This is a genomic window from Seonamhaeicola sediminis, from assembly GCF_004358095.2.
Lineage (GTDB): Bacteria > Bacteroidota > Bacteroidia > Flavobacteriales > Flavobacteriaceae > Seonamhaeicola > Seonamhaeicola sediminis.
In genome coordinates this window covers 250,015-276,002 of sequence record NZ_SMZJ02000003.1, presented here as the reverse complement: position 1 = coordinate 276,002, position 25,988 = coordinate 250,015, and the positions used below count along the sequence as shown (strand labels likewise).

The following is a 25,988-nucleotide window of genomic DNA, read 5'->3' as shown; positions in this document are numbered from 1 at the left end:
TCCTGTAATTTAAAATTCTTCATAACATTTTTCTACACTAGTACGTTATTTTTAGCGTATTTTGACTATTGATTATTTTATTAACCGAAAAAAGAAATTAGAAAATGAGTGATCAAAAATTAGCAACAAACGCATTACACGCAGGCCATGATGTTAAAGCAACTGGAGGAACAAGAGCGGTACCTATTTATCAAACTACCTCTTACGTATTTAATGATTCTGAGCATGCAGCTAACCTGTTTTCATTACAAGAATTAGGCTTTATTTACACCAGATTAAACAATCCAACAAACCAAATATTACAAGAGCGTCTGGCTTCAGTAGAAGGTGGTATTGGAGCTGTTGTGTTTGCTTCTGGAACTGCTGCTATTTCAACAGGACTTTTAACGCTTTTAAAATCGGGAGATCATATAGTAGCATCAAGTAGTTTGTATGGAGGTACATACAACTTGTTGAGTGTAACATTGCCTAGATTAGGTATTACAACAACGTTTGTTGATGCATCAAACCCTGATAATTTTGCTAAGGCGGTTCAAGATAATACGAGAGCTTTTTTTGTAGAGTCTCTAGGAAATCCAAAATTAGATGTACTAGATTTAGAAGCCATTGCTGAACATTCAAAGGCAGCTGGAGTTCCTTTTATTGTTGACAACACTGTGGCTACTCCTGCTTTGTTAAATCCAATTAAACATGGTGCAAACATTGTTATTCATTCATTAACCAAATATATTGGTGGTCAAGGAACATCCTTAGGTGGCGCTATTATTGATGCAGGAACTTTTGATTGGTCTAATGGAAAGTTTCCTGAGTTCACAGAGCCATCAGCAGGGTATCACGGACTAAAGTATTACGAAACTCTAGGAGCTGCTTCATATACATTTAAGTTAATTTTAGAAGGGTTACGTGATTTTGGCGGTGCATTAAGTCCAACCAATGCTTTTAATATCCTACAAGGACTAGAAACATTGCCTATAAGAATTAAACAGCACAGTGAAAATGCCCTTGAGTTGGCAAAATGGTTGGAGGATCAACCAGAAGTAGCTTGGGTAAATTACCCAGGGTTAGAGAGTAGTAAATACAAAACTTTAGCAGATAAATATTTACCCAATGGCCAAAGTGGAATTGTTACTTTTGGAGCCAAAGGAGGTTTTGAAGCTGCTAAAACCATTGCAGATAAAACAAAACTTTTCTCGTTACTAGCTAATATTGGGGATACAAAGTCATTGATAATTCATCCTTCTAGTACAACCCATCAACAGTTAAACGAAGAAGAACAAGCTTCTGCTGGTGTAACACCAGATTTAATTAGATTGTCTGTGGGTATTGAGGATATTGAAGATTTAAAAGCCGATTTAAAAGCAGTTTTTTCAGAAATATAAAAGAAATACGAGACTTGAAAAACACCTTACAACATATCATAATCAAGAATTACACAACCGTAAGTGGTGTGTCTAACCCTGAGATTAAATTAAGTTATCAGGTGTTTGGGCAGGCATTAGGAACGGCTCCTGTTGTATTAGTAAATCACGCTCTTACAGGAAATAGTAATGTTGCTGGAGAAACGGGTTGGTGGAAAGATTTAATAGGACACGATAAGGTTATTGATACTAAGCTTTATTCTGTTTTAGCATTTAATATTCCGGGTAACGGGTTTGATGGTTTTGTGATTGATAACTACAAAGACTTTATTGCTCGTGATGTTGCTCAAATCTTTCTAGAAGGCATAAAAAGATTAAACATAGACAAGGTTTTTGCCACTATAGGGGGGTCTTTAGGAGGTGGTATTGCTTGGGAAATGGCTGTTTTACAACCTAATTTTACAGAGCATTTAATTGTGGTGGCAACTGATTGGAAGTCTACAGATTGGTTAATTGCCAATTGCCAAATTCAAGAGCAATTCTTATTGAATTCAAAAAATCCAGTTCATGATGCTAGAATGCATGCTATGCTGTGTTATCGTACGCCAGAGTCTTTTAAAGCACGTTTTCAACGAACAAAAAACGAAGATTTAGAAATTTTCAATGTAGAAAGTTGGCTATTACATCATGGTAAAAAATTGCAAGAACGATTCCAATTGTCTGCCTATAAATTGATGAATCAACTCCTAAAGACCATAGATGTGACTAAAGATAGGGCTTCAAACTTTAATGTTTTAGAGAATATTGAAGCTAAAATACATATTGTTGGTGTAGATTCTGATTTGTTTTTTACAGCCGAAGAAAATAGAGAAACACATAAACAGTTGGCTTTATCACACCCTAACGTAACTTATAGCGAGATACATTCAGTACACGGGCATGATGCATTTTTGATGGAATATAACCAACTTGAAAAAATAGTTGAAGGGATATTTGTGCCTAATTCAAAAAGAAAACCAATCAAAGTTTTAAAGTTTGGAGGTAAATCGCTAGCTAATGGAGTAGGTCTGAAAACGGTACTATCTATAATAAAAAATAAGGTAGAATCTGGTGAACGCATTACTGTGGTGGTTTCCGCAAGGGGTTCGGCAACAGATGATTTAGAAGCTATATTGAATAAAGCTTTAGAAGGAAAGCCCTATAAAGAGGATTTAGAAGTTTTTAAAGCTTATCAGTTACAGCCTTCAATGTCTACTGATTTTTCAAAAGAGTTTGAAGTTCTAGATAAACTTTTGGAGGGTGTTAGTTTGTTACGTGATTTCAGTAAAAAAACTAAGGATAATATTTTAGCACAGGGAGAATTACTTTCTGTTAAACTTATTACTAATTTACTAAATGAACATAGTATTGAAGCTAGAGCTGTAGATTCTAGAGAATTAATTAAAACTGATGAATCTTTTGGTAATGCGCAACCACTCTCTAAATTATCTAGAGAAAATGTAGAGAATTATTTCAAAAGAAATAATGGTGTGGTTAATGTAATTACAGGTTTTATAGCTTCAAATTTAAAGAATGAAACAACTACTTTAGGTAGAAACGGAAGTAATTATACGGCGGCTTTATTGGCAAATTTTTTAGAAGCCGAAGAGTTGCAAAATTACACCCATGTAAGTGGTATTTATACTGCTGATCCTAATTTAGTTCCCGATGCCAAACAGATTAGAGAATTATCATTTAGTGAGGCTAATGAATTGGCAAATTTTGGAGCATCTGTATTACACGCAAAAACTATTATTCCGTTGGTGGAGAAGAATATTAATCTTCGGATTTTGAATACTTTCAACCCTGACGACGAAGGCACGTTGATTACTGCAAAACCAAGTGCCAAAGAAGTCACCTCGCTTTCTGTGTTAGATAATGTGGCTTTATTGAATTTAGAGGGGCGTGGTTTATTAGGGAAAATAGGTGTTGATGCTAGAATATTTGGGGCATTAGGAAATGCAGGCATTAGTGTGAGTATTGTGTCACAGGGTTCTTCAGAGAGAGGTATCGGGTTAATTATTGATGCAGATCAGGCAGCACAAGCTGTAGCTACCTTACAACGAGAATTTAAAAATGATTTTCATTCTCAAGATGTAAATGCTATTAGTGTCAATGAAAATGTGGCTGTTATCTCAATAGTTGGTATTGAATTAAGTTCGTTCCATAAACCGTTTAATGCGCTAATAAAAAATCAAATTACCCCGTTACTTTTTAATAATACAGTTACTGGGAAAAATGTAAGTTTGGTAGTGAATAAAACAGAGCTTCACAAAGCATTAAACGTTATTCATGGGGAAGTTTTCGGAATTTCTAAGAAGATAAATATTGCCATTTTCGGACACGGTGGTGTTGGAGCTGCTTTAATTAATCAGATTTTAAAGTCTAAAGACGATATTGAAAAACGAAAAGGTATTAATTTAAATGTGTTTGCTATTGCTAATTCAACTAAACTTATTTTAGATAAAAATGGAGTCAATACGCAATGGAAAGAAGCAATTGCATCAAGTCTATTAGATAGTTCTATTGAAGATATTATAACCTTTGCAAAGAACCATCATTTAGAAAACTTAATAGCAGTAGATAATACAGCAAGTGATGTATTTTATAAAAACTATGAGCCTTTAATAGAAGCTGGTTTTGATTTAGTATCCAGTAATAAAATAGCCAATACCATCTCACATAATTTTTATAGAGAATTACGAGAGCAACTGAAAGTGAATAATAAACAGTACCTTTATGAAACAACTGTTGGTGCTGGGTTGCCTTTAATAGATACTATTAAGTTACTGCATGAATCTGGAGAAAACATCACGCGTATCAGAGGAGTTTTTTCAGGAACATTAAGTTATTTATTCAATAATTTTTCGGTGCAGGATAAACCGTTTAGTGTAATTGTTCAAGAGACTATTGATAAAGGTTTTACAGAACCCGATCCACGTGAGGATTTTTCAGGGAATGATGTAGCTAGAAAGTTATTGATTTTAGCCAGAGAACTGGATTTACAGAATGAGTTTGAGGATGTAGAAGTTTTAAATTTAATTCCAGAAGCTTATCGTGATATTTCGGTTACAGACTTTTTAAATAAGCTAGAGGTTTTAGATGAAAAATACCAGAAAATAAAGGAAAATCAAGAACCAGGTCATGTGCTTCGTTACGTGGGTGATTTATCAGGAGATCTATCACAAGACAAAGGTAATTTAGAAGTGAAATTAGTATCAATCCCAGAAGATAGTACTTTGGGTCATGTAAAAGGTTCAGATGCTATTTTTGAAATATTTACAGAAAGTTACGGAGAACAGCCAATTGTAATTCAAGGCGCTGGTGCAGGCGCAGAAGTTACTGCACGTGGTGTTTTTGGAGATATTTTAAGGTTGAGCAAACATATAAACTAATAAAAAGTAGTCATTCCGAATTTCTATTGGAATAAATAAAAGGTTAAAAAGGAGTAGAGGCCTATAAGAAAAGGAGATGAGCAAAGAGAAAAAACATTTTGAAACGGAAGCAGTACGCACACAATCTGGAACTACACAATATTCAGAACATTCGGTGCCTTTGTATTTAACCTCAGGATTTGTATTTGATGATGCAGAGGAAATGAGAGCGTCCTTTGCAGAAGAAAAGCAACGCGATTTATATAGCAGGTATAGCAACCCTAATGTAAATGAATTTGTAGATAAGGTTTGCAAGATGGAAGGTGCTGAATCTGGTTTTGCTTTTGCAAGTGGTATGGCAGCTGTGTTCTCAACATTTGCAACGTTTTTAAATGCTGGTGATCATGTTGTGTCTTGTAGTTCGGTATTCGGTGCAACACATGGATTGTTTACCAAATACTTTCCTAAATGGAATATTGAATGTTCTTATTTCAATATTAATGAAGTTGAAACGGTTGAACGTTTAATTAAACCAAACACCAAGTTTATTTATGCTGAAACCCCAACTAATCCGGGTGTTGATGTTTTAGACTTAGAGTTTTTAAGCACTATCTGTAAAAGGCATAATTTGTTATTGGTGATTGATAATTGTTTTGCAACACCGTATTTACAGAATCCCATAAAATATGGAGCAGATTTGGTAATCCATTCAGCTACTAAGTTAATGGACGGGCAAGGGCGTGTACTTGGAGGAATTACAGTTGGAAGTAAAGCGCTAATTAGAGAAATTTATCTGTTCTCTAGATTAACAGGACCTGCTATGAGTCCGTTTAATGCGTGGGTGCTTTCAAAATCGTTAGAGACTTTAGCAATTCGGGTTGAAAAACATTGCGAAAATGCCATAAAGCTTGCTGAATATCTAGAAAAGCACCCCAAGGTAAAATGGGTTAAATATCCGTTTTTAAAGTCACATCCAAAGTATGATATTGCTAAAAAGCAGATGCGCTTAGGAGGTAATATTGTAGCTTTTGAAGTTGAAGGTGGTTTAGAAGGCGGACGCAATTTCTTTGATAATATAAAGATGTGTTCTTTATCTGCTAATTTGGGAGATTCTAGAACCATAGTTACACACCCTGCAAGTACAACACATGCTAAGGTAGAACCAGAGGTAAAAGCTTCTGCAGGTATTACAGATGGTATGGTGCGTTGTTCGCTTGGTTTAGAACATATTGATGATATTATTGCGGATATAGAACAGGCTTTAAATAGTTAATGTTTCTTTTAATAATATTCTTTAGCAGAAACAAATTCACAATAGATTTTATATAGGAGTAACCTATAAACTCATAAGATATCTATAAGAATATGTAGTTTAAGGAGATAAACCTAAAGGCAAACAGTTTTTACATATTTATTAAATAAATTGTGAAAAATTGTCATTATTCATAAAGCCTTTTTTAAAAATTTCTGTCATTTTTTCATTGTCATGGGTTGTTTTTTAACTAAATGCCAGCTAAAATAGTTTGGTATTTTTTTTGTTTTTAATAAGGTGCTTTTAAGGTGAATCTATATTATTCTACGTTGGTTTACTTTTTTTAAGTATACTTTCAGAATATTATTAAATGTTGCCTTAGTATTATTAGAGTTTTTGTTTAATTATTAATTGTTTATTATGGAACTAAGTAAGATTAATAAGAATGAAAGCGTTTTTAAATCCTCTAAAAATGCATCTTTTAAACTAACCGAATTGAAAATGGATGTAAAAGAAGGTATTTTAACAATACGAATAAAAGCTCCATTATTAAAACCTAACAACTTTGCCATTGATATTGCAAATGGCATATTAACATTAAAAGTAATGTTAGCTAAAATTGAAACAAGTTATGGCGTCTTTAAAAAGAAACCTGTTTTTGTAGAAAGTTTTTTGGTTTTGCCTAACAGTTATTTTAACACATTAATAAATACCCAATATGTTGATGGTGGTTTATATATTTCAGTAGCAGAAAAAAACACCACGTCATTCTTATCTGATGAAGTATTAGAAGGTGTGGCGTAGTTTTAAATAAATTATTTGTTTAACTAAAAATTTTTATTATGAGCAATCTAGTAACAACTCAAAAAAATGGAAGTTTAGCAAAATCAGATAGATACGCAGACTTCCCATCGTGGTCTAATTGGATAGATAGAATGTTTAATTCAGATTTGCCGTCTATTATGATGTCTAATTACAATACCGGAATGACCTTACCTAAGGTTAATATTAGAGAAACAGCTGATGCTTTTTATGTGGATATGGCGGTTCCCGGAATGAAAAAAGAAGATTTCACAATAGATTTGGATAACGAAGTATTATCAATATCTTCAGAAAAAAATGCTGAGAACGAACATGTAGAAGATAATCATATTCGACAAGAGTTCGGTTATGCTTCATTTAAGAGAACATTCTCGTTACCTGAATATATTGAAGAATCTAAAATTAAGGCAACTTATAAAGATGGTATTTTAAGCGTTCATCTTCCCAAAAAGGAGGAAGCTAAACAAAAACCTCCAAGAACCATAACTATTTCTTAGTAATTAAAAAGGCCTCTTTTAAAGAGGCTTTTTTAATGCTGTAGTTTAGATTGAAATCTAGTTGAATACAAATTCGTGAGGTGTTTATGTGAAACGGATTTTTTGACATTAAGTCTGTTCATAAAAGCAAAAATAGACTTAGTGTCAATTCATTAAATTATTTATATTAGCAGCATGCTATCTAAAAAAACCAAGTACGGACTAAAAGCTTTAACCTTTATTGCAAGGAGTGAAAGTGGTATGCCAGTTCGTGTTGGAGAAATAGCAGGTAGTGAAAGCATTCCACAGAAATTTTTAGAAACTATATTACTTACCTTAAGAAAAGCAGGTATTCTTGGGTCTAAAAAAGGCAAACATGGTGGGTACTATTTACGTAGCCATCCATCGGCAGTTAAAATGACTGATGTGATGCGTGTTTTAGAAGGCCCTATTGCTATGGTGCCTTGTGTAAGTTTAAACTATTACGAAAAATGTGATGATTGCCCAGACGAACATCAATGCAGTGTTCATAGGTTAATGATAGAGGTGCGAGATAGCACATTAAAGGTACTGAGAAATACTACTTTAGAAGATTTAGCCTTGAAAGATTCCTAAAAATAAATCATTTAGCTACTTTTTTTAGGTCTTTTACCCTTAAAATATTCCATTATTCTAAAAAGTTGTTTATCCTCTTTGTGTTGTAATAAAAAGTATTACTTTTGTAATCCCTATTAAATTGATAGGATTAATATAGTAAAAAGACAAATGATAGCGCAGATGTTATTAAAAAGTAAAGAGAAATCTACTTATAAAGAAGATAGTTCTGGAGAAAAACCAATTAGAAGTGTTGCTAAAGCGCTAAGTTGGAGAGTTGTTGGTACGTTAGATACCTTAGTGGTTTCTTACATTCTTACAGGTAGAATATCATTAGCAGCATCCATTGCTTCTGTAGATTTTGTAACAAAACTAATTTTATACTTTTTTCACGAGCGCGTGTGGAATGTTATTAAATGGGGAAAATAAATTAAGATTTTATGTTTACTGAAAATCAAATACAACAACTAAATAAGGCATTAAAAAATGCTACTCCAAGTGAAATTATTAAAAAGGCATTTGAGCTGAGTAATGAAGCAGTGGTTACAACAAACTTCAGACCCTATGAGGCAGCTATTTTGCATGCTGTAAGCACAGAAGTTTCAGATGTTCCTGTGGTGTGGTGTGATACGGGGTATAATACTCCAAACACTTACAAACATGCAGAACAGGTTATTCAGGAATTAGGCCTAAACGTTTTTTTATATGTTCCTAAACAAACCGCTGCCCATAGAGATGTGGTTATGGGTATTCCTAGTGTAGATGATGCAAATCATGCACTGTTTACAGAACAAGTTAAATTGGAGCCTTTTAAACGTGCTATGGAAGCTCACAAGCCAAAAGTATGGTTTACTAACTTGCGTAAAGGACAAACAGCCTTCAGAAACAGTATTGATATTTTTAGTTTAAGTGCTGATGGTGTTTTAAAAGTAAGCCCTTTTTATTATTGGTCTGATGAAAAATTAGATACTTATTTAGAAGAGAATAATTTACCAAACGAGTTTAAATATTTTGACCCAACAAAAGCATTGGCCAATAGAGAATGTGGTCTACACGCTTAAATAAATAAGATTATGAAGAAAGATACGTCATACATTAATGCGTTAGAAAATGAAGCCATCTATATAATTAGAGAGGTAGCCGCACAGTTTGAAAAACCAGTATTGTTATTTTCTGGAGGTAAAGACTCCATTACTCTGGTAAGGTTGGCACAAAAAGCGTTTTACCCAGCTAAAATTCCGTTTCCATTAATGCATATTGATACAGGGCATAATTTCCCAGAAACTATTGAATTTAGAGATAGATTGGTTGAAGAACTTGGTTTAGAATTAATTGTACGTAATGTACAGGATTCTATAGATCAGGGAAAAGTAAAGGAGGAGTCTGGACGTTACGCAAGTAGAAATATGTTGCAAACCACAACGCTTTTGGATGCTATTGAAGAGTTTAAGTTTGATGCTTGTATTGGTGGTGCACGTCGCGATGAAGAAAAAGCAAGAGCTAAAGAACGTATTTTCTCGGTTCGTGATGATTTTGGTCAATGGGATGAGAAAAACCAAAGGCCAGAATTGTTTGATATGTTGAATGGAGAAATAGATTTAGGACAAAATGTTCGTGTATTTCCAATATCAAACTGGACAGAGTTAGATGTTTGGTCTTACATAGAAAAAGAAAATATCGAAATCCCATCCATTTATTTTGCTCATAAACGTAAAGTATTCTTGAGAGATGGATTGATTTGGTCTGCAGAAGATGATGTGGTTTATAGAGACGAAGAAGAAGAAATAATTGAAGAAATGGTACGTTTCAGAACTGTGGGAGATATGAGTTGTACTGCAGCAGTATTATCAGAAGCAGCTACAATTTCTAAAGTTGTTGAGGAGATCAGAGATTCTTCAATTTCAGAACGTGGAGCGCGTATTGATGACAAGCGCTCAGAAGCAGCCATGGAAAAACGTAAACAACAAGGGTATTTCTAAAATTAGATATTAGTTAAAGTTACAAACGAAAAATAGGCTTTAAGCCAACAATATAAAGATGGAAGTATTAAAAATAGCAACAGCAGGAAGTGTAGATGACGGTAAAAGTACATTGATTGGTCGTATTCTTTACGACACAAAATCATTGACAACCGATAAATTGGAAGCTATAGAAAAAACAAGCAAACAACGCGGTTATGATTATTTAGACTTTTCATTAGCAACAGATGGTTTGGTTGCCGAAAGAGAACAAGGTATTACAATTGATGTAGCTCATATTTATTTTTCAACATCTAAGAAGAGTTATATTATTGCTGATACTCCTGGTCATGTAGAATATACCAGAAACATGGTAACAGGAGCTTCAACATCACAGGCATCAATTATTTTAATTGATGCTAGAAAGGGTGTAATAGAGCAAACCAATCGCCACTTCTTTATTAATAACCTATTGCGTATTAAAGACGTTGTAGTGGCTATTAATAAGATGGACTTAGTTGATTATTCTGAAGATGTTTACAATAAAATTAAAGCCGATTTTGAGGATTTAATGAGTAAGAGAGATTATCAAGATCAATCTATTTCATTTATTCCGGTAAGTGCTTTAAAAGGTGATAATGTTGTTAATCCTTCAAAAAATATGCCTTGGTATAAGGGAGAAACGTTGTTGGATCACTTAGAAAAACTTGATAAAGCCGATATTTTTAATGTGGGTACACCACGTTTTCCTGTGCAATATGTTATTCGCCCAAAGACTGATGAATATCATGATTTTAGAGGGTACGCTGGGAAAGTTTATGGCGGTAACTTAAGTGTTGGAGATGAGGTTGTGGTATTGCCATCTCTAACAAAGTCTAAGATTAAGGAGATTTATTTCTATGATGAAAAATATGAAACTGCTTCAAGACGTTCCTCGGTTACTATTACTCTAGAAGATGATGTTAATGTAAGTAGAGGTGATATGATAGTAAAGGAGAATGATTTACCAACCATAGAAAAACAATTTACTGCTAACGTATGTTGGATGGATTCAAAACAGTTAACACCTGGTGCTAAATATATTGTACAACATGGTATTAACAAGGTATTGGCCAAAGTAGATAACATTCATCATAAAATTCATCCTGATTATTCTGGAATTGAAGAAGAGGTGAGCGGTTTAGGAATGAACGATATTGCTCAAGTAAGCTTTAAGCTTAATAAGCCTATTTATTATGATAAGTTTAAAAATCACCGTACCAATGGGTCGTTTATAATCATCGACTCACAATCAAATAATACGGTTGGAGCTGGATTTATTCAATAAATAAAGGTCTACCGTAAAGACCTAAAAGAAACGGAAAAAAGAGAAACGAGAAACACTAAAAAAGACTTTCCGAAAGGGGAGAAAAGGGAGTCATGCAAAGTTTTAGAACAGAAATAGAAAATCCAATTGTTGAAAAGGATATTATTGAATTAGCAAATAAAATTGAACTTTTTCATAATGGCAAAATTGATGAAGAAAAATTTAGAAGCCTTCGTTTAGCACGTGGTGTTTATGGACAAAGACAGGAGGGGGTTCAGATGATTCGTATCAAGTTACCTTATGGTAAGGTTAAGAGTAATCAACTACACAGAATTTCAGATGTGTCTGATGAATACTCAAAAGGACGCTTGCATATTACTACACGTCAGGATATTCAAATTCACTATGTAGATTTAAATAGAACACCAGAACTTTGGGCAGAGTTAGAAAAAGATGATGTTACATTAAGAGAAGCTTGTGGAAACACAGTACGTAATGTAACCGCAAGTGAGACGGCTGGAATTGACCCCAATGAGCCTTTTGATGTGTCACCTTATGCAGATGCTTTATATAAATTCTTTTTACGTAACCCTATTTGTCAGGAAATGGGACGTAAATTTAAAGTATCGTTCTCATCTTCTGATGAAGATACTGGGTTATCCTATATGCATGATTTAGGTTTCATTGCAAAAATTAATAATGGAGTACGCGGATTTAAAGTGATGATTGGTGGTGGATTAGGTTCTCAACCACGTGAAGCAGATGTGCTTTATGAGTTTGTTGAAACCGATAAAATTATTCCAATCATGGAAGGTGTTTTAAGAATTTTTGATCGTCATGGTGAACGTAAAAGTCGTGCCAAGGCTCGTATGAAATTCTTAATAAAAGATATTGGTTTAGAGGCTTTTAAAGAATTAGTTGATGCTGAACAACAAGCTATAGAGTTAAAGTCTGTGCCAATTAATGCTCATGATTACAGAGCATCTGTTCCTGTTGAAGTTTCTGAAATTCCTGAGGTTGAAATTAAAGATCAGACAGCTTTTGAAACTTGGAAGGCAACCAACTTAGTTCCTCAAAAGCAAGATGGTTACGTCGCTATAGGTGTTAAAGTATTGTTAGGCGATTTTTATACCGATAAAGCTAGATTGCTAGCAGATTTAGTTGAAAACTATGCTGCTGGAGAAATTCGTTTGTCACTGCGTCAAAATATTTTGATTCCTTTTGTAAAGGAGGATTTGGTGCCATTTTTCTATACTGAATTAGAGAAGTTAGGCTTTGTGGAAGTGGGTTATAATAAAGCGGTTGATATTACGGCGTGTCCAGGTACAGATACTTGTAACTTGGGTATTGCTAGCAGTACGGGAATAGCAGCAGAATTGGAACGTACAATTAAAACCGAATACCCACAATACTTAAATAACAACGATTTGGTTATTAAAATTAGTGGTTGTATGAATGCCTGTGGGCAACACAATATGGCAAACATTGGTTTTCAAGGAATGTCTGTTCGTACACCAGACAAATTAGTAGCCCCAGCTTTACAGGTATTGTTAGGTGGAGGTAACCTAGGTGATGGAAATGGTGTGTTTGCAGATAAAGTAGTAAAGGTCCCTAGTAAAAGAGGTCCTGAAGCTTTAAGAAGAATATTAAATGACTATCAGGCCAATGCTAAAGGTAAACCTTTTGTAGACTATTATAAAGAACATGGTGAAAGGTACTTTTATGAACTTCTTCAAGATTTACAAGATGTTAGCAATTTAACTGAAGCTGATTTTATTGATTGGGGGAATGAAGAGAAGTATGTAAAAGAAATTGGTGTTGGTGAATGTGCCGGTGTTGTGATTGATTTAGTGGCAACATTGTTTCTTGAAAGTGAAGAAAAAATAGAAAATGCTAAAGAATCTGTTGGTAATGGTGTGTATTCTGGAGCTATCTATCATGCGTATAGTTCTATGGTGAATACAGCTAAAGCTTTATTGACAGCTGAAAATAAAAAGACCAATACACATGCTGGTATTATCAAGCAGTTTGATGAATTGTTTATTGAAAGCCAAAAAATAAGTTTAGGCGGTTCTTTTACTGAAATAGTTTATCAAATCAATAAATTTGCACCTTCACAGGAGTTTACTTCAAAGTACATAGAAAATGCTGCAGATTTCTTGTCTAAAGTAAGGGCTTACAGAGAAGCTGAATTAGGAACTGTTCAAAAAGAAGCCGTTTAAAGAGAGAAACAAATGAGTAGCATACCCCCAAAATTAACAGTAGTAGGAGCAGGTCCCGGAGACGAAGATTTAATTACCCTCAAAGCTATCAATGCTATTAAATCTGCTAACGTTATCCTTTATGATGCTCTTATAAATGAAAGTTTACTCAATTATGCTTCAGATGATACGGAGCGTATATTTGTAGGTAAGCGCAAGGGGTGTTATGCATTTCAGCAAGAGCAAATAAATGAATTGATTGTTACTAAAGCACATGAGAAAGGGCATGTAGTTAGACTTAAAGGAGGAGATCCGTTCATTTTTGGAAGAGGTGCTGAAGAGATTGATTATGTAAAAGGATTTGGATTAGAAACCGCTGTTGTACCAGGGATTTCATCGGTTATAGGGGTGCCTGCTTACCAGGGGATACCCTTAACAAGGCGTGGTGCATCAGAAAGTTTTTGGGTAATCACAGGAACCACAAAAAACCATCAGTTATCCAGCGATGTATTGTTAGCGGCAAAATCTACAGCCACAGTAGTCATTTTAATGGGAATGCATAAACTTGGTGAGATTGTAAAGACATTTTCTCATGAAAACAAACAAGATACACCTGTTGCCATTATACAAAACGGAACCACAGATAACGAAAAAATAGGGGTTGGAACAATTGCTACCATTGAAAGAGTGGTCTCTGAAAAGCAGTTATCCTCTCCAGCTATAATTGTTATTGGTGAGGTTGTGGAAAAGCGAGTTCAATTGTCTTCTGTTATAAAAAGTGTTAAAGAGCAAATTTAAGTTGCCACTATGGAACGTAATAACCTCTACCCTATTTTTCTCAAGGTAAAACAACTAAATATCCTAATTGTTGGAGGGGGTTTTGTTGCAGAGGAAAAACTTACTTTTTTGTTAAAATCCAGTCCAGATGCACAGGTCACTATGGTGGCTCCAATGTTTAGAGAAGGAACTATTGCCTTAGCTAAAAAAGGAGATGTTACCCTTGTAAAATCAAAATATAAAAAACGATTTTTAAAAAACAGGCATATTGTTGTAGTAACCACTGATAAGCCTAAAGTGAACAAGCAGATTTATAAACATTGTAGAAGAAGAAGCATTTTGGTAAATGTAGCAGATAATCCACCGCTATGCGATTTCTATATGGGAGGTATTGTTACAAAGGGTAATGTAAAAGTAGCTATTAGTACCAACGGAAAATCACCAACAACAGCTAAACGATTAAGACAGTTTTTTGAGGAGGTCATTCCGGAAAATGTTGATGATTTAGTTAAAAATTTAAACGAATACAGGAAAACACTAAAAGGTGATTTTGAGGAAAAGGTGGAAACACTCAACGAAGTCACAAAAAAATTAATAGAAAAAAGAAAACAAAATGATTAAGACGGACATACTTATTATAGGCGCTGGCCCCACAGGGCTATTTACGGTTTTTGAAGCTGGATTGTTAAAACTAAAGTGTCACTTAATTGATGCATTACCTCAACCAGGAGGTCAATGCTCTGAGCTGTACCCAAAAAAGCCTATTTATGATATCCCTGGATTTCCTGAAATTTTAGCAGGAGATTTAACTAAAAATTTATTAGAACAAGGAAAGCAGTTTGAACCCGGTTTTACCTTAGGCGAGCGTGCAGAAACTATAGAAAAACAAGAGGACGGGTCGTTTATTGTAACTACCAATAAAGGAACAAAGCATCAAGCTCCTGTTGTAGCCATAGCAAGTGGTTTGGGAAGTTTTGAACCTAGAAAACCTCAAATAGAAAATCTACTTGATTATGAAGATAAAGGCGTTGAGTATATGATTAAAGAACCAGAAATCTACCGCGGTAAAAACGTTGTAATTGCAGGTGGTGGAGACTCTGCTCTAGATTGGTCTATCTATTTATCAGATGTAGCTAAAAGTGTAACACTTGTACACAGGCGTAATGAGTTTAGAGGACATTTAGATTCTGTTGAAAAAGTTCAAGAATTAAAAAATGAGGGCAAAATTAATCTTATTACTCCGGCAGAAGTAACTAATATCTTGGGTAATGGAAAAGTTGAAGCCATAGAGATTACTAAAAATGGAGAGACACCAGTAGTTGTTGAAACAGATCATTTTATTCCTCTTTTTGGTTTATCACCCAAATTAGGGCCTATAGCTAACTGGGGTCTGGAAATTGAGAAAAATGCTATTAAAGTAAATAATGCATTAGATTATCAAACCAACATTCCCGGTATATTCGCCATTGGTGATGGTAATTACTATCCAGGTAAACTAAAGCTAATCCTATGTGGGTTTCATGAAGCAACCATAATGTGTCAAGCAGCATATAAAATCATTAATCCTGGTAAGAAGTTTGTTTTGAAGTATACAACGGTAAGTGGGATTGATGGATTTGATGGTACAAGAAAAGAAGCACCAAAAGCGGTTGTGCAGGCTATAAATTAAATGGTAGATTTTAATAAAGAACTATCCCGCGAGGTTTCTTTTGAACACGCGGGATTTAATGTTTAATATCGCTAGATTATTCAGGTTTTAATTTTATTTTTATCAAGTAAAAGACTAAAGAGGTAACTTATGAAAAGCTATAATGTTTGTTTAAAAGATACAGTTAAAACCTTTACTAAAAAATTGTTTTATTCTTTGTTTGATTGTGAACAAGAAGAAGAACATAGTGAATTTCTGCAACATACCTTTGTTAAAATTCTGTCGGTTTTAAAAATTGATAATGCCGAAAATATTTGGGAAAGTTTTAAAGCCGATTTACCAGAAATTAGAACAAAACTTGATTTGGATGCTGTAGCTTTTGAAAAAAACGACCCCGCATCACATTGTTTAGAAGAAATTTATTTGGCGTATCCCGGATTTCATGCTATTTCAATTTATCGATTAAGTAATGCCTTGTATAAGAGAGGTGTATATATTTTGCCAAGAATGATGAGTGAATATATTCATGGTATTACAGGTATTGATATTCATCCGGGAGCTACAATAGGCGATTCATTTTATATTGATCATGGTACCGGAATTGTAATTGGAGAGACATCTATCATCGGTAAGGAAGTTAAAATATATCAAGGCGTTACTTTAGGAGGTATTTCGGTATCAAAAAATCTTGCGAAAGTAAAGCGTCACCCTACAATTGAAGATGGAGTTTGCATTTATGCTAATGCCACCATTTTGGGAGGTGATATAGTAATCGGTAAAAACAGTATTATTGGAGCAAACGTTTGGATAACCCAATCAGTTCCAGAAAATTCATTAGTTACCTATCAAACCGAAATAAAAATTAGACCCAAAAAGAATGGTATACGATAAAACAGTTTTAGATTATATAGGCAACACACCTTTGGTTGATGCAAGTCAATTAGTAGCCAAAGATGGCGTTAAATTATTTTTAAAACTTGAGGGTAATAACCCTGGTGGTAGTGTTAAAGATAGGCCTGCTTTTAATATGATAAATGAAGCACTCAAGCGAGGTGATGTTAAAAAAGGTGGCACTTTAGTAGAAGCCACAAGTGGTAATACAGGCATTGCTTTAGCGTTAATAGCAAATCTATTAGATGTGAATATGGTATTAATCATGCCTAAAAACTCTACTGAAGAACGGGTTAAAACTATGCGTGCCTATGGAGCCGAAGTGATTCTAACACCCGCTGATATTGGTATTGAAGGCTCTCGAGATTTGGCTTTTAAATTACGAGATGAAAAGGGATACGTGTTGTTAAATCAATTTGGAAACGATGATAATTGGAAAGCCCACTATAAAACCACAGGACCTGAGATTTGGAAAGATACCAATGAAAAAATCACACATTTTGTGTCTGCCATGGGAACTACAGGTACTATCATGGGGGTTTCAACATATTTAAAAGAAAAAAATAAGGCTATAACTATAGTAGGCGCACAACCTGATGATAATTCAAGGATACCTGGTATTAGAAAATGGCCAGAAGAATACATTCCTAAATTCTTTGATAGAAGTAAGGTTGATAAGATTATTGAAGTAACCGAAGCAGATGCTAAAGTAACAACCCAACGTTTAGCAAAAGAGGTAGGTGTTTTTGCAGGGATGAGTAGTGGCGGATCTGTGTTTTGTGCACTAAAAGTAGCTGAATCAATTAATGAGGGTGTTGTTGTTGCTATTATTTGTGATAGGGGTGATCGATACTTATCATCAACATTGTTTGAGTAAGCTTGTGAATTTTTAAAAATGATAGTGCAAAACAAAAATATAGTCGTTATTTTTGTGCGCCAATAGGTGTGAGTTCATAAACGTAATAGTGTTATCAAGAAAGGTAGAGGGATTAGACCCAATGAAACCTTGGCAACCCTTTAACTTGTAAAGAAGGTGCTACGTTCTACCGCCTCTCCTGAATTTATGTGGCTGATTGTATTCATTAAATCAGTAACTCAGGGACTTAGCGGACAGATAACGAATAGTATTTTTACTTTTCTTGATGACATTTGTATATACTGTAAGATTCCTGAGAATCTTTAGGTGTTTAATTAAATTAAGATGTCAAATATAAAACAAGCTTTAAAAGACCGAATTTTAGTTTTGGATGGTGCCATGGGTACTATGTTGCAAGCTTATAAATTTACTGAAGAAGATTTTAGAGGAGATCGTTTTAAAGAATATCCAATTCCCTTACAAGGGAATAACGACTTATTATCAATAACGCAGCCAGAAGCTATTAAAACGGTTCATGCCAAATATTTTGAAGCTGGAGCCGATATTGTTGAAACCAATACATTTTCGGGTACAACCATTGCCATGGCAGACTATCAGATGGAGGATTTGGTATACGAACTAAATTTTCAGTCAGCTAAAATAGCCAAAGAAGTCGCCGACGAATTCACCAAAAGAGAACCACAAAAGCCACGTTTTGTAGCGGGCTCTATGGGGCCAACAAACCGTACGGCAAGTATGTCTCCAGATGTGAATGACCCTGGATACAGGGCGGTAACTTTTGATGAATTGCGAATAGCTTATAAACAACAAGCAGAGGCACTGGTTGATGGAGGTGTAGATTTATTGTTAGTTGAAACGGTGTTTGATACATTAAACGCCAAAGCAGCTTTATTTGCCATTGAAGAAGTTAAAGAGGAAAGAAATATTGATATTCCTATTATGCTTAGCGGAACTATAACAGATGCTTCGGGGAGAACCTTATCGGGTCAAACAGCTGAAGCTTTTTTAATTTCTGTATCACATATTCCATTGTTATCGGTAGGGTTTAATTGTGCATTAGGAGCTAATTTATTACAACCACATTTGGAGGCCATTGCAGGAAAAACAGATTTTGCCGTATCAGCGCACCCAAATGCTGGTTTGCCAAATGCTTTTGGAGAATATGATGAAACGCCAGAAGAAATGGGGGCTCAGATAGAAGAATACTTAAAAAAGGATTTAATAAATATTATTGGTGGTTGTTGCGGTACAAGTCCAGCACATATAAAAGTTATTGCAGATATAGCTTCTAAATATAAACCACGTCGTCATGCTGAATTTGTTTCGGTGTCTCATTGAGTTGATATGATTCTAGAAGTAGCTATTCTAAATATTAAAGAGGGATTGTCAGAGAATTTTGAAGGTGATTTCAAAAAGGCTGAACCTATCATCTCATCAATGAAAGGTTACATCTCACACAAGCTAAAAAAATGTGTTGAGCAAAACGATAAATATATATTATTAGTAAACTGGAAAACTATTGAAGACCATGAAATTGGTTTTAGGCAGTCTAAAGAATATCAGGAATGGAAAGCATTATTACATCATTATTATGACCCATTTCCAATAGTAGAGCATTATAAATAATGAAAGTTAACCAATCTAGATACATGCGTTTGTCAGGATTAGAACCACTAATCCTGAACGAGAACAGCAACTTTATAAACATTGGTGAGCGTACTAATGTAGCTGGTTCTCGTAAATTTTTACGATTAATAAAAGAAGAGCAGTTTGATGAAGCTTTAGATATTGCCCGTCACCAAGTTGATGGAGGTGCGCAAATTATCGACATTAATATGGACGATGGACTTATTGATGGCAAAGAAGCTATGGTTAGGTTTTTAAACCTTATTGCAGCTGAACCTGATATTTGCAGAGTACCAATTATGATTGATAGTTCTAAATGGGAAATCATTGAGGCAGGATTGCAGGTTATTCAAGGCAAAGGTGTTGTTAATTCCATTTCACTCAAAGAAGGAAAGGATAAATTTATTTGGGAAGCCACCCAAATAAAACGTTATGGAGCAGCAGTTATAGTAATGGCATTTGATGAAGTTGGGCAAGCCGATAATTATGAGCGTAGAATTGAAATTGCAGAACGTTCCTACCGTATTCTGGTTGATGAAGTTGGTTTTCCTTCGGAAGATATTATTTTCGATTTAAATGTATTCCCCGTAGCAACAGGAATGGAGGAGCATCGTAAAAATGCTATCGATTTTATTGAAGCCACCCGTTGGGTTCGTCAAAATTTAGAAAATGCCAGTGTTAGTGGTGGTGTAAGTAATGTGTCATTTTCGTTCAGAGGAAACAATATTGTAAGAGAGGCTATGCACTCGGTGTTTTTATATCATGCTATTCAAGCAGGAATGAACATGGGAATTGTAAACCCTACTATGTTAGAGGTTTATGATGATATTCCAAAGGATTTATTAGAGCATGTTGAAGATGTAATTTTAGACAGACGAGATGATACTACAGAACGTTTATTAGAATTCGCCGAAACTGTAAAAGGTACCAAAGTTGAAAGAGCGGCTGATTTATCTTGGAGAGAGAATGCATTACAAGATAGAATTACGCATGCTTTAGTAAAGGGAATAGATGCTTTTATAATAGAAGATATTGAGGAAGCAAGACAACAAGCTGATAGACCTTTAGATGTTATTGAAGGTCACTTAATGATAGGAATGAATGTGGTGGGTGATTTGTTTGGTGAAGGAAAAATGTTTTTACCACAGGTAGTAAAATCGGCTCGTGTTATGAAAAAAGCCGTTGCGTATTTAAATCCGTTTATTGAAGCCGAAAAATCTGAAGAGCAAAAAGCGTTAGGTAAAATATTAATGGCGACTGTAAAAGGCGATGTACATGATATTGGTAAAAATATTGTTAGTGTTGTTTTAGGTTGTAATAATTATGAGATAGTCGATTTAGGGGTTATGGTGCCTCCAGAGAAGATTATTGAAGCCGCCAAAAAAGAAAATGTTGACGCTATTGGCTTATCTGGTTTAATTACACCATCATTAGATGAAATGGTGTATTTAGCTAAAGAAATGGAACGCGAAAACATGGATATTCCATTGCTAATTGGTGGAGCTACAACATCTAAAGCACATACAGCCGTTAAAATTGATACACAATATAAAAATGCTGTAGTGCATGTAAATGATGCATCGCGTGCCGTAACGGTTGTAGGAGATTTGCTAAATAAGCAAAGTGCTAATGAATATGTAGCTAGATTAAAAAAAGATTATGATGAATTTAGAACCAAGTTTTTAAAACGTGGTAAAGAAAAATCATATATTTCTATACAAGAGGCTAGAGAACGTAAATTTAAAATTGATTGGGATACTACTGAAATTAGAAAACCTAAAGAAATGGGGATTCAAATGTTAAAGCAATTAAGTTTAAAAGAACTGTTGCCTTATGTAGATTGGAGTCCTTTTTTTAGAAGTTGGGATTTACATGGCAAGTATCCAGATATTTTAGATGATGAGGTAGTTGGAGAGCATGCTACACAATTATTTGATGATGCCCAAACGATGATTCAGGATATCATTGCGAAACAATTATTGAAACCTAAAGCGGTTTTTGGATTGTTTGAAGCAAACTCTATCAATGATGATGATATCTCAGTTAAAAAGAAAGGCAAAGAAATAGCAGTTTTCAGAACGCTTCGTCAACAATTAAAAAAGCGTGAAGGAGTGCCTAACCATGCCTTGGCAGATTTTATTGCTCCTGAAAGTACAGGAAAAACAGATTATATTGGGGCTTTTTGTGTGGGGCTTTTTGGAGCTCAAGAGCTAGCGGAAGGGTATAAGAAAAAAGATGATGACTATAGTGCTATTATGGCACAAGCTATTGCCGATAGATTTGCAGAAGCCTTTGCAGAATATTTGCATAAGCAAGTAAGAATCAAGCACTGGGGTTATGCCGAAGGTGAAGATTTAAGTAATGATGAATTGATTAAGGAAACGTACAAAGGTATTCGTCCGGCACCAGGTTATCCAGCATGTCCAGACCATTTAGAGAAAGAAACTATTTGGGAGTTGCTAGACGTTGAAAAAATTATTGGGGTTACGCTAACTGAAAGTTTAGCTATGTGGCCAGCATCGGCGGTTTCTGGATATTATTTTGCAAACCCAGAGGCTAAATATTTTGGATTAGGTAAAATAACCGATGACCAAGTAACCGATTATGCCCAAAGAAAAGGCATCACAAAAGATAAAGCAAGAAAGTGGTTGCATCCTAATTTGGCAGAATAGCCTGCGTTAGCGATTGAAGCTAACTACCATGTAGTGCGTAAAGCGCGACCCAAAGGGGAACGCCCAAAAAGAATAAATTAATAAGGAGATACTGAATTAAATTCAGCATAAATGAAAGTAACAGACCATATAAAAGAGGCCAAGGGAAAAACCTTGTTTTCGTTTGAAGTGATTCCACCAAAGAAGGGTAAAAATATTCAGGATTTATACAATAATATAGATCCTCTAATGGAGTTTAATCCACCGTTTATTGATGTAACTACTTCTAGAGAGGAGTATGTTTATATTGATAAAGGCAATGGGCTTTTAGACAAACGTATTACACGTATGCGCCCAGGTACCGTTGGGATTTGTGCTTCTATTATGCATAAGTATCAAGTAGATGCCATTCCGCATTTGTTGTGTGGTGGTTTTACAAAGGAAGAAACCGAGTATGTATTGGTAGATTGTCATTATTTAGGGTTGGACAATGTTATGGCTTTACGTGGCGATTCCATGAAAGATGAACCCTATTTTAAACCCGTAAAAGGAGGGCATGCCTATGCTTGTGAATTGGTAGAGCAAATAGCTAACTTAAACAGAGGACAGTATCTTCATGATGATGTAGAAGTAGAGCATTATTCTGATTTTTGTATTGGAGTGGCGGGGTACCCGGAAAAACATATGGAAGCCCCTTCATTACAAACCGACTTAAAACGTTTAAAACAAAAGGTTGATGCTGGAGCAGATTATGTGGTAACGCAAATGTTTTTTGATAATCAGAAGTATTTTGATTTTGTTGAAAAAGCACGTGACATGGGAATTACAATACCAATTATTCCAGGTATTAAACCAATTGCAGTTAAGCGTCATTTACAATTATTGCCTCAAGTATTTAAAATAGATTTACCTCAAGATTTAATTGATGCTGTTGAGACTTGTAAAGATAATAAAGCGGTAAGGCAAGTAGGTATTGAATTTGCTATTCAACAATCTAAAGAGTTAAAAGCGGCTGGGGTGCCAGTGTTACACTATTACTCAATGGGTAAAAGCGATAATATAAAGGCAATAGCTTCGGCGTTGTTTTAAATATTGTATTACTTTTGCGCTATAAGCAACCCATTAATGAGGCTTTTTTTAACCTGCTTTTTAATTGTTTTTTCTTCTGTTTCTTTTGCGCAGGAAAATCAGTACAGTTCTTATTTTGATGTTAATTACTTCAAAGGTAATATTGCACTGCACAATAACGACATTCTACACTTAATACAAGGACACCCCGAAGGTGTTATTTTAAGTTGGAATAAAAAGACTTTTGGTTATCAAGAGTGGGAACAACGTTATAATTATCCAGATTACGGTATCTCTTTTGCATACCAGAATTTAAAGAATGACGTATTAGGAAATAACTATTCAATTTATGCACATTACAATTTTTACTTTTTTAAAAGAAACTTGATGATGCGTATTGGCCAAGGGTTGGCCTACACTACCAATCCTTATAATAGGGAAACGAATTTTAGAAATATAGCTTTTGGAACCCAACTTATGAGTAGCACTTATGGTATGTTGAATTATAAAAAGGAACGCCTTTTTGATAAGTTTGGTTTACAGGGTGGATTATCCTTTATTCATTATTCTAATGCAAATGTAAAGGCTCCAAACACAAGCATAAATTCGGTTACATTAAATTTAGGAGTAACCTACAGTATGGATGATAAGAATCCTGAATATCATAGTAATTTACAAGAAAACGATAATAAATTTGTAGAACCCCTAAAATATAATTTGGTTTTTCGAAGTGGAATCAATGAAAGTGATATTGTGGGGAGTGGGCAATTTCCATTTTATATCTTCTCAGCTTATGCCGATAAACGAATTAATATTAAAAGTGCATTACAACTTGGGGCCGATGTGTTCTTTTCTAATTTTTTAAAAGAATATATTAAGTATAGAAGTGTAGCTTTTCCTGAGGATAATTTATCTGGTGATGAAGATTTTAAACGCATTGGGGTTTTTGCTGGTCATGAATTGTTTGTAAATAAATTAAGTTTAGTTACCCAACTAGGATACTATGTGTATTACCCGTTTGATTTTGAAGGGAGAACTTATGTTAGGGTTGGAATGAAACGATATTTTTCTGATAAATGGTTTGGGGCATTGACTCTAAAATCTCATGGTTTTAAAGCTGAAGCAGTAGAATTAGGAATAGGAATACGATTATGAAAAAGGTACTACATATTTTGTTAATCGTTTTAATTTTTGCTTGTGACAGTGAGAATGTAGCTGATTGTTTTCAAAAAACAGGAACTATCATTCAAAATGAATTAGAACTTGGTGTCTTTAATAAAATTTTGGTCAATAGAGATATTGAACTAATAGTTAAAGAAGGTGCTCAAAAAGTTGTTATAGAAACAGGGGAGAACCTAATAAATGATGTTACAGTGGTTGTAGTTGACAATCAATTGATATTAACAGACAATAATAACTGTAATTACGTGCGTAATTATGGTATTACCAAAGTGTTTGTAACGGCTCCGGATATTACGGAAATACGAAGTTCTACACAGTACGATATTAGTTCTAATGGCGTTTTAACGTATCCAAATTTAACCATACTGTCTGAAGACTTTAATGCGCCAGGTACTTTTACTACCGGTAATTTTAGGTTGCAAATTGATAATAGTACCTTTAGACTAGTCTTTAATAACTTGTCAAATTGTTTTGTTTCAGGGAACACCAACAACTTGCATGTTACCTTTGCATCAGGAAACGGGCGTTTTGAAGGTGAAAATTTAACTGCACAAAACATACAAATTTGGCACAGAGGAACCAATGACATGTTGGTGAACCCCATTCAGAGTATTCAGGGAGTCATCAGTAGTGTAGGTAATGTAATTTCCATAAACAGACCTAATACTGTAAATATGGATGAGCTATATAAGGGCCGATTGATTTTTAAATAAGGCTATAGATTGCTTTGCAATTTCCAACTCTTCATTTGTGGGGATTACCAGTATTTTTGTTAACGCAGTGTCTTTATTGATAGCTCGAATTTTATTAGAACGTACCAGATTTTTTTCAGCATCTAATTCAATACCCAAATAATCTAAATCTTTACAAACGCGTTCGCGCATATCAGCAGAGTTTTCACCAATACCAGCGGTAAATATGATGGCATCCAGTCCGTTCATAATAGCGGCATAACTACCAATATATTTTTTAATTCGGTATGCGTTCATCTCTAAAGCCAGTATGCAATTCTTATTACCTTTTTCGGCTTCCTTTTGAATTTCACGTAAATCACTATAACCAGTAAGCCCAAGCATGCCACTTTGTTTTTGAAGCATGTTATTGATGTCTTTTAACTCAAATCCATGACGTTCTGCTAAATGAAAGATAACAGAGGGGTCAATATCTCCAGAACGAGTTCCCATTATAAGACCATTTACAGGCGAGAACCCTAATGAGTGATCAATACTTTTACCATTTTTAATGGCCGTCATACTACAACCATTACCTAAATGAATAGAAATGATTTTTGAATCTTTTTTTCCGAGAAATTCAATAGCCTTTTCAGATACGTATTTGTGGCTTGTGCCATGGAATCCGTATAAGCGAATATGGTGTTTTTCTAAATACTCATTTGGAATAGCATATTTATAGGCTTTTTCTGGAATTGATTGATGAAAAGCAGTGTCAAAAACTGCTACCTGCTTAGCATTTTTAAAGACTTCCTCGGCTACTTCAATACCTTCTAGATTTGCTGGATTGTGTAAAGGTGCTAAAGAAGATAAAGCTTTTATTTTTTCTTTAACCTCATTGGTAATTACCGTGGTATCGCTAAAATGTTTTCCACCATGAACCACTCTGTGTCCTACAATAGTAATATCATCGGGAGATTGAATAACGCCAGTTTCATTGTCTAAAAGTTGTTCGGCAACTAGTTTTAATCCTTGTTTATGATTTTTAACTGGAGTTACTTTTTCAATAGTATCATTATTGGTTTTAAATTTAAAAATAGCATCTTCAAAACCAATACGTTCTATCTGTCCTGAACAAATAATACGTTCTTCTGGCATTGAGAATAATTGAAATTTCAATGATGAACTTCCGGAGTTTAGTACTAATACTTCCATGG

General features: G+C 34.6%; 23 protein-coding genes and 1 riboswitch. Of the genes, 22 read left to right on the top strand and 1 reads right to left on the bottom strand.

Going from position 1 to position 25,988, the window contains the following annotated elements:
• Nucleotides 1-104 precede the first annotated feature (104 nt).
• The 22 genes from E1J38_RS05830 (at nucleotide 105) to E1J38_RS05725 (ending at nucleotide 24,813) form a co-directional block, all read left to right on the top strand.
• Nucleotides 105-1,379 (top strand): O-acetylhomoserine aminocarboxypropyltransferase/cysteine synthase family protein, encoded by a 1,275-nt coding sequence (locus E1J38_RS05830; RefSeq protein ID WP_133356234.1) that lies wholly within the window; start codon nucleotides 105-107, stop codon nucleotides 1,377-1,379.
• 14 nt (nucleotides 1,380-1,393) lie between these two features.
• The gene (gene thrA / locus E1J38_RS05825) at nucleotides 1,394-4,792 is read left to right on the top strand and encodes a bifunctional aspartate kinase/homoserine dehydrogenase I (RefSeq protein WP_133356233.1); all 3,399 of its coding nucleotides are present in this window, start codon (nucleotides 1,394-1,396) and stop codon (nucleotides 4,790-4,792) included.
• A gap of 76 nt (nucleotides 4,793-4,868) precedes the next feature.
• Nucleotides 4,869-6,044, top strand: coding sequence for a trans-sulfuration enzyme family protein (locus E1J38_RS05820; protein WP_133356232.1), 1,176 nt, complete (start codon nucleotides 4,869-4,871; stop codon nucleotides 6,042-6,044).
• A 399-nt stretch (nucleotides 6,045-6,443) separates the two neighbouring features.
• A complete protein-coding gene (locus tag E1J38_RS05815) occupies nucleotides 6,444-6,827 on the top strand; it encodes a hypothetical protein (protein WP_133356231.1) in 384 nt (127 codons plus the stop codon).
• Nucleotides 6,828-6,865: 38 nt separating this feature from the next.
• A complete protein-coding gene (locus tag E1J38_RS05810; protein WP_133356230.1) occupies nucleotides 6,866-7,342 on the top strand; it encodes an Hsp20/alpha crystallin family protein in 477 nt (158 codons plus the stop codon).
• Between the two features lie 174 nt (nucleotides 7,343-7,516).
• Nucleotides 7,517-7,936 (top strand): RrF2 family transcriptional regulator, encoded by a 420-nt coding sequence (locus E1J38_RS05805; protein ID WP_133356229.1) that lies wholly within the window; start codon nucleotides 7,517-7,519, stop codon nucleotides 7,934-7,936.
• A 150-nt stretch (nucleotides 7,937-8,086) separates the two neighbouring features.
• A complete protein-coding gene (locus E1J38_RS05800) occupies nucleotides 8,087-8,344 on the top strand; it encodes a DUF2061 domain-containing protein (protein ID WP_133356228.1) in 258 nt (85 codons plus the stop codon).
• An 11-nt stretch (nucleotides 8,345-8,355) separates the two neighbouring features.
• Nucleotides 8,356-8,976 (top strand): phosphoadenosine phosphosulfate reductase domain-containing protein, encoded by a 621-nt coding sequence (locus E1J38_RS05795; protein WP_133356227.1) that lies wholly within the window; start codon nucleotides 8,356-8,358, stop codon nucleotides 8,974-8,976.
• Nucleotides 8,977-8,988: 12 nt separating this feature from the next.
• Nucleotides 8,989-9,894 carry a sulfate adenylyltransferase subunit CysD gene (gene cysD, locus E1J38_RS05790; protein WP_133356226.1) on the top strand — a complete coding sequence of 302 codons (906 nt, stop codon included), beginning with the start codon at nucleotides 8,989-8,991 and terminating at the stop codon, nucleotides 9,892-9,894.
• Between the two features lie 58 nt (nucleotides 9,895-9,952).
• Complete coding sequence (locus E1J38_RS05785; RefSeq protein ID WP_133356225.1) at nucleotides 9,953-11,200, top strand: sulfate adenylyltransferase subunit 1; 1,248 nt, start codon at nucleotides 9,953-9,955, stop codon at nucleotides 11,198-11,200.
• Between the two features lie 92 nt (nucleotides 11,201-11,292).
• Nucleotides 11,293-13,401, top strand: a complete 2,109-nt coding sequence (locus E1J38_RS05780; RefSeq protein ID WP_133356224.1) for a ferredoxin-like domain-containing protein — start codon at nucleotides 11,293-11,295, stop codon at nucleotides 13,399-13,401.
• 12 nt (nucleotides 13,402-13,413) lie between these two features.
• Nucleotides 13,414-14,178, top strand: coding sequence for a uroporphyrinogen-III C-methyltransferase (gene cobA / locus E1J38_RS05775; protein WP_133356223.1), 765 nt, complete (start codon nucleotides 13,414-13,416; stop codon nucleotides 14,176-14,178).
• 9 nt (nucleotides 14,179-14,187) lie between these two features.
• Nucleotides 14,188-14,778, top strand: a complete 591-nt coding sequence (locus tag E1J38_RS05770) for a precorrin-2 dehydrogenase/sirohydrochlorin ferrochelatase family protein (RefSeq protein ID WP_133356222.1) — start codon at nucleotides 14,188-14,190, stop codon at nucleotides 14,776-14,778.
• Nucleotides 14,771-15,826 (top strand): NAD(P)/FAD-dependent oxidoreductase, encoded by a 1,056-nt coding sequence (locus E1J38_RS05765; RefSeq protein ID WP_133356221.1) that lies wholly within the window; start codon nucleotides 14,771-14,773, stop codon nucleotides 15,824-15,826. The genes E1J38_RS05770 and E1J38_RS05765 overlap by 8 nt, the downstream gene beginning before the upstream one ends.
• 129 nt (nucleotides 15,827-15,955) lie before the next feature.
• Nucleotides 15,956-16,696, top strand: a complete 741-nt coding sequence (gene epsC, locus E1J38_RS05760; protein WP_133356220.1) for a serine O-acetyltransferase EpsC — start codon at nucleotides 15,956-15,958, stop codon at nucleotides 16,694-16,696.
• Nucleotides 16,683-17,573, top strand: coding sequence for a cysteine synthase CysM (gene cysM, locus E1J38_RS05755; protein WP_133356219.1), 891 nt, complete (start codon nucleotides 16,683-16,685; stop codon nucleotides 17,571-17,573). Before epsC ends, cysM begins: the two co-directional genes overlap by 14 nt.
• 88 nt (nucleotides 17,574-17,661) lie before the next feature.
• A riboswitch (SAM riboswitch) is annotated at nucleotides 17,662-17,775 on the top strand.
• Nucleotides 17,776-17,897: 122 nt separating this feature from the next.
• The gene (locus E1J38_RS05750; protein WP_133356218.1) at nucleotides 17,898-18,911 is read left to right on the top strand and encodes a homocysteine S-methyltransferase family protein; all 1,014 of its coding nucleotides are present in this window, start codon (nucleotides 17,898-17,900) and stop codon (nucleotides 18,909-18,911) included.
• A 6-nt stretch (nucleotides 18,912-18,917) separates the two neighbouring features.
• Nucleotides 18,918-19,199: an antibiotic biosynthesis monooxygenase family protein gene (locus E1J38_RS05745; protein WP_133356217.1), complete on the top strand. Its 282-nt coding sequence runs from the start codon at nucleotides 18,918-18,920 to the stop codon at nucleotides 19,197-19,199.
• The gene (gene metH, locus E1J38_RS05740) at nucleotides 19,199-21,871 is read left to right on the top strand and encodes a methionine synthase (RefSeq protein WP_133356216.1); all 2,673 of its coding nucleotides are present in this window, start codon (nucleotides 19,199-19,201) and stop codon (nucleotides 21,869-21,871) included. The genes E1J38_RS05745 and metH overlap by 1 nt, the downstream gene beginning before the upstream one ends.
• 111 nt (nucleotides 21,872-21,982) lie before the next feature.
• Entirely contained in the window at nucleotides 21,983-22,939 is a 957-nt protein-coding gene (gene metF, locus E1J38_RS05735) for a methylenetetrahydrofolate reductase [NAD(P)H] (protein WP_133356215.1), read from the top strand.
• Nucleotides 22,940-22,975: 36 nt separating this feature from the next.
• Nucleotides 22,976-24,073, top strand: coding sequence for an acyloxyacyl hydrolase (locus E1J38_RS05730; RefSeq protein WP_133356214.1), 1,098 nt, complete (start codon nucleotides 22,976-22,978; stop codon nucleotides 24,071-24,073).
• Nucleotides 24,070-24,813 (top strand): head GIN domain-containing protein, encoded by a 744-nt coding sequence (locus E1J38_RS05725; protein ID WP_133356213.1) that lies wholly within the window; start codon nucleotides 24,070-24,072, stop codon nucleotides 24,811-24,813. The genes E1J38_RS05730 and E1J38_RS05725 overlap by 4 nt, the downstream gene beginning before the upstream one ends.
• Here E1J38_RS05725 and E1J38_RS05720 read toward each other — a convergent pair.
• Nucleotides 24,784-25,986 (bottom strand): acetate/propionate family kinase, encoded by a 1,203-nt coding sequence (locus tag E1J38_RS05720; protein WP_133356212.1) that lies wholly within the window; start codon nucleotides 25,984-25,986, stop codon nucleotides 24,784-24,786. The two genes, E1J38_RS05725 and E1J38_RS05720, sit on opposite strands and share 30 nt — an antisense overlap.
• Nucleotides 25,987-25,988 lie beyond the last annotated feature (2 nt).

Coding starts and splice junctions, on each gene's coding strand:
- E1J38_RS05830 (WP_133356234.1), top strand. CDS start 105: ATGAGTGATCAAAAATTAGCAACAAACGCATTACACGCAGGCCATGAT.
- E1J38_RS05820 (WP_133356232.1), top strand. CDS start 4,869: ATGAGCAAAGAGAAAAAACATTTTGAAACGGAAGCAGTACGCACACAA.
- E1J38_RS05815 (WP_133356231.1), top strand. CDS start 6,444: ATGGAACTAAGTAAGATTAATAAGAATGAAAGCGTTTTTAAATCCTCT.
- E1J38_RS05810 (WP_133356230.1), top strand. CDS start 6,866: ATGAGCAATCTAGTAACAACTCAAAAAAATGGAAGTTTAGCAAAATCA.
- E1J38_RS05805 (WP_133356229.1), top strand. CDS start 7,517: ATGCTATCTAAAAAAACCAAGTACGGACTAAAAGCTTTAACCTTTATT.
- E1J38_RS05800 (WP_133356228.1), top strand. CDS start 8,087: ATGATAGCGCAGATGTTATTAAAAAGTAAAGAGAAATCTACTTATAAA.
- E1J38_RS05795 (WP_133356227.1), top strand. CDS start 8,356: ATGTTTACTGAAAATCAAATACAACAACTAAATAAGGCATTAAAAAAT.
- cysD (WP_133356226.1), top strand. CDS start 8,989: ATGAAGAAAGATACGTCATACATTAATGCGTTAGAAAATGAAGCCATC.
- E1J38_RS05785 (WP_133356225.1), top strand. CDS start 9,953: ATGGAAGTATTAAAAATAGCAACAGCAGGAAGTGTAGATGACGGTAAA.
- E1J38_RS05780 (WP_133356224.1), top strand. CDS start 11,293: ATGCAAAGTTTTAGAACAGAAATAGAAAATCCAATTGTTGAAAAGGAT.
- cobA (WP_133356223.1), top strand. CDS start 13,414: ATGAGTAGCATACCCCCAAAATTAACAGTAGTAGGAGCAGGTCCCGGA.
- E1J38_RS05770 (WP_133356222.1), top strand. CDS start 14,188: ATGGAACGTAATAACCTCTACCCTATTTTTCTCAAGGTAAAACAACTA.
- E1J38_RS05765 (WP_133356221.1), top strand. CDS start 14,771: ATGATTAAGACGGACATACTTATTATAGGCGCTGGCCCCACAGGGCTA.
- epsC (WP_133356220.1), top strand. CDS start 15,956: ATGAAAAGCTATAATGTTTGTTTAAAAGATACAGTTAAAACCTTTACT.
- cysM (WP_133356219.1), top strand. CDS start 16,683: ATGGTATACGATAAAACAGTTTTAGATTATATAGGCAACACACCTTTG.
- E1J38_RS05750 (WP_133356218.1), top strand. CDS start 17,898: ATGTCAAATATAAAACAAGCTTTAAAAGACCGAATTTTAGTTTTGGAT.
- E1J38_RS05745 (WP_133356217.1), top strand. CDS start 18,918: ATGATTCTAGAAGTAGCTATTCTAAATATTAAAGAGGGATTGTCAGAG.
- metH (WP_133356216.1), top strand. CDS start 19,199: ATGAAAGTTAACCAATCTAGATACATGCGTTTGTCAGGATTAGAACCA.
- metF (WP_133356215.1), top strand. CDS start 21,983: ATGAAAGTAACAGACCATATAAAAGAGGCCAAGGGAAAAACCTTGTTT.
- E1J38_RS05730 (WP_133356214.1), top strand. CDS start 22,976: ATGAGGCTTTTTTTAACCTGCTTTTTAATTGTTTTTTCTTCTGTTTCT.
- E1J38_RS05725 (WP_133356213.1), top strand. CDS start 24,070: ATGAAAAAGGTACTACATATTTTGTTAATCGTTTTAATTTTTGCTTGT.
- E1J38_RS05720 (WP_133356212.1), bottom strand. CDS start 25,986: ATGGAAGTATTAGTACTAAACTCCGGAAGTTCATCATTGAAATTTCAA.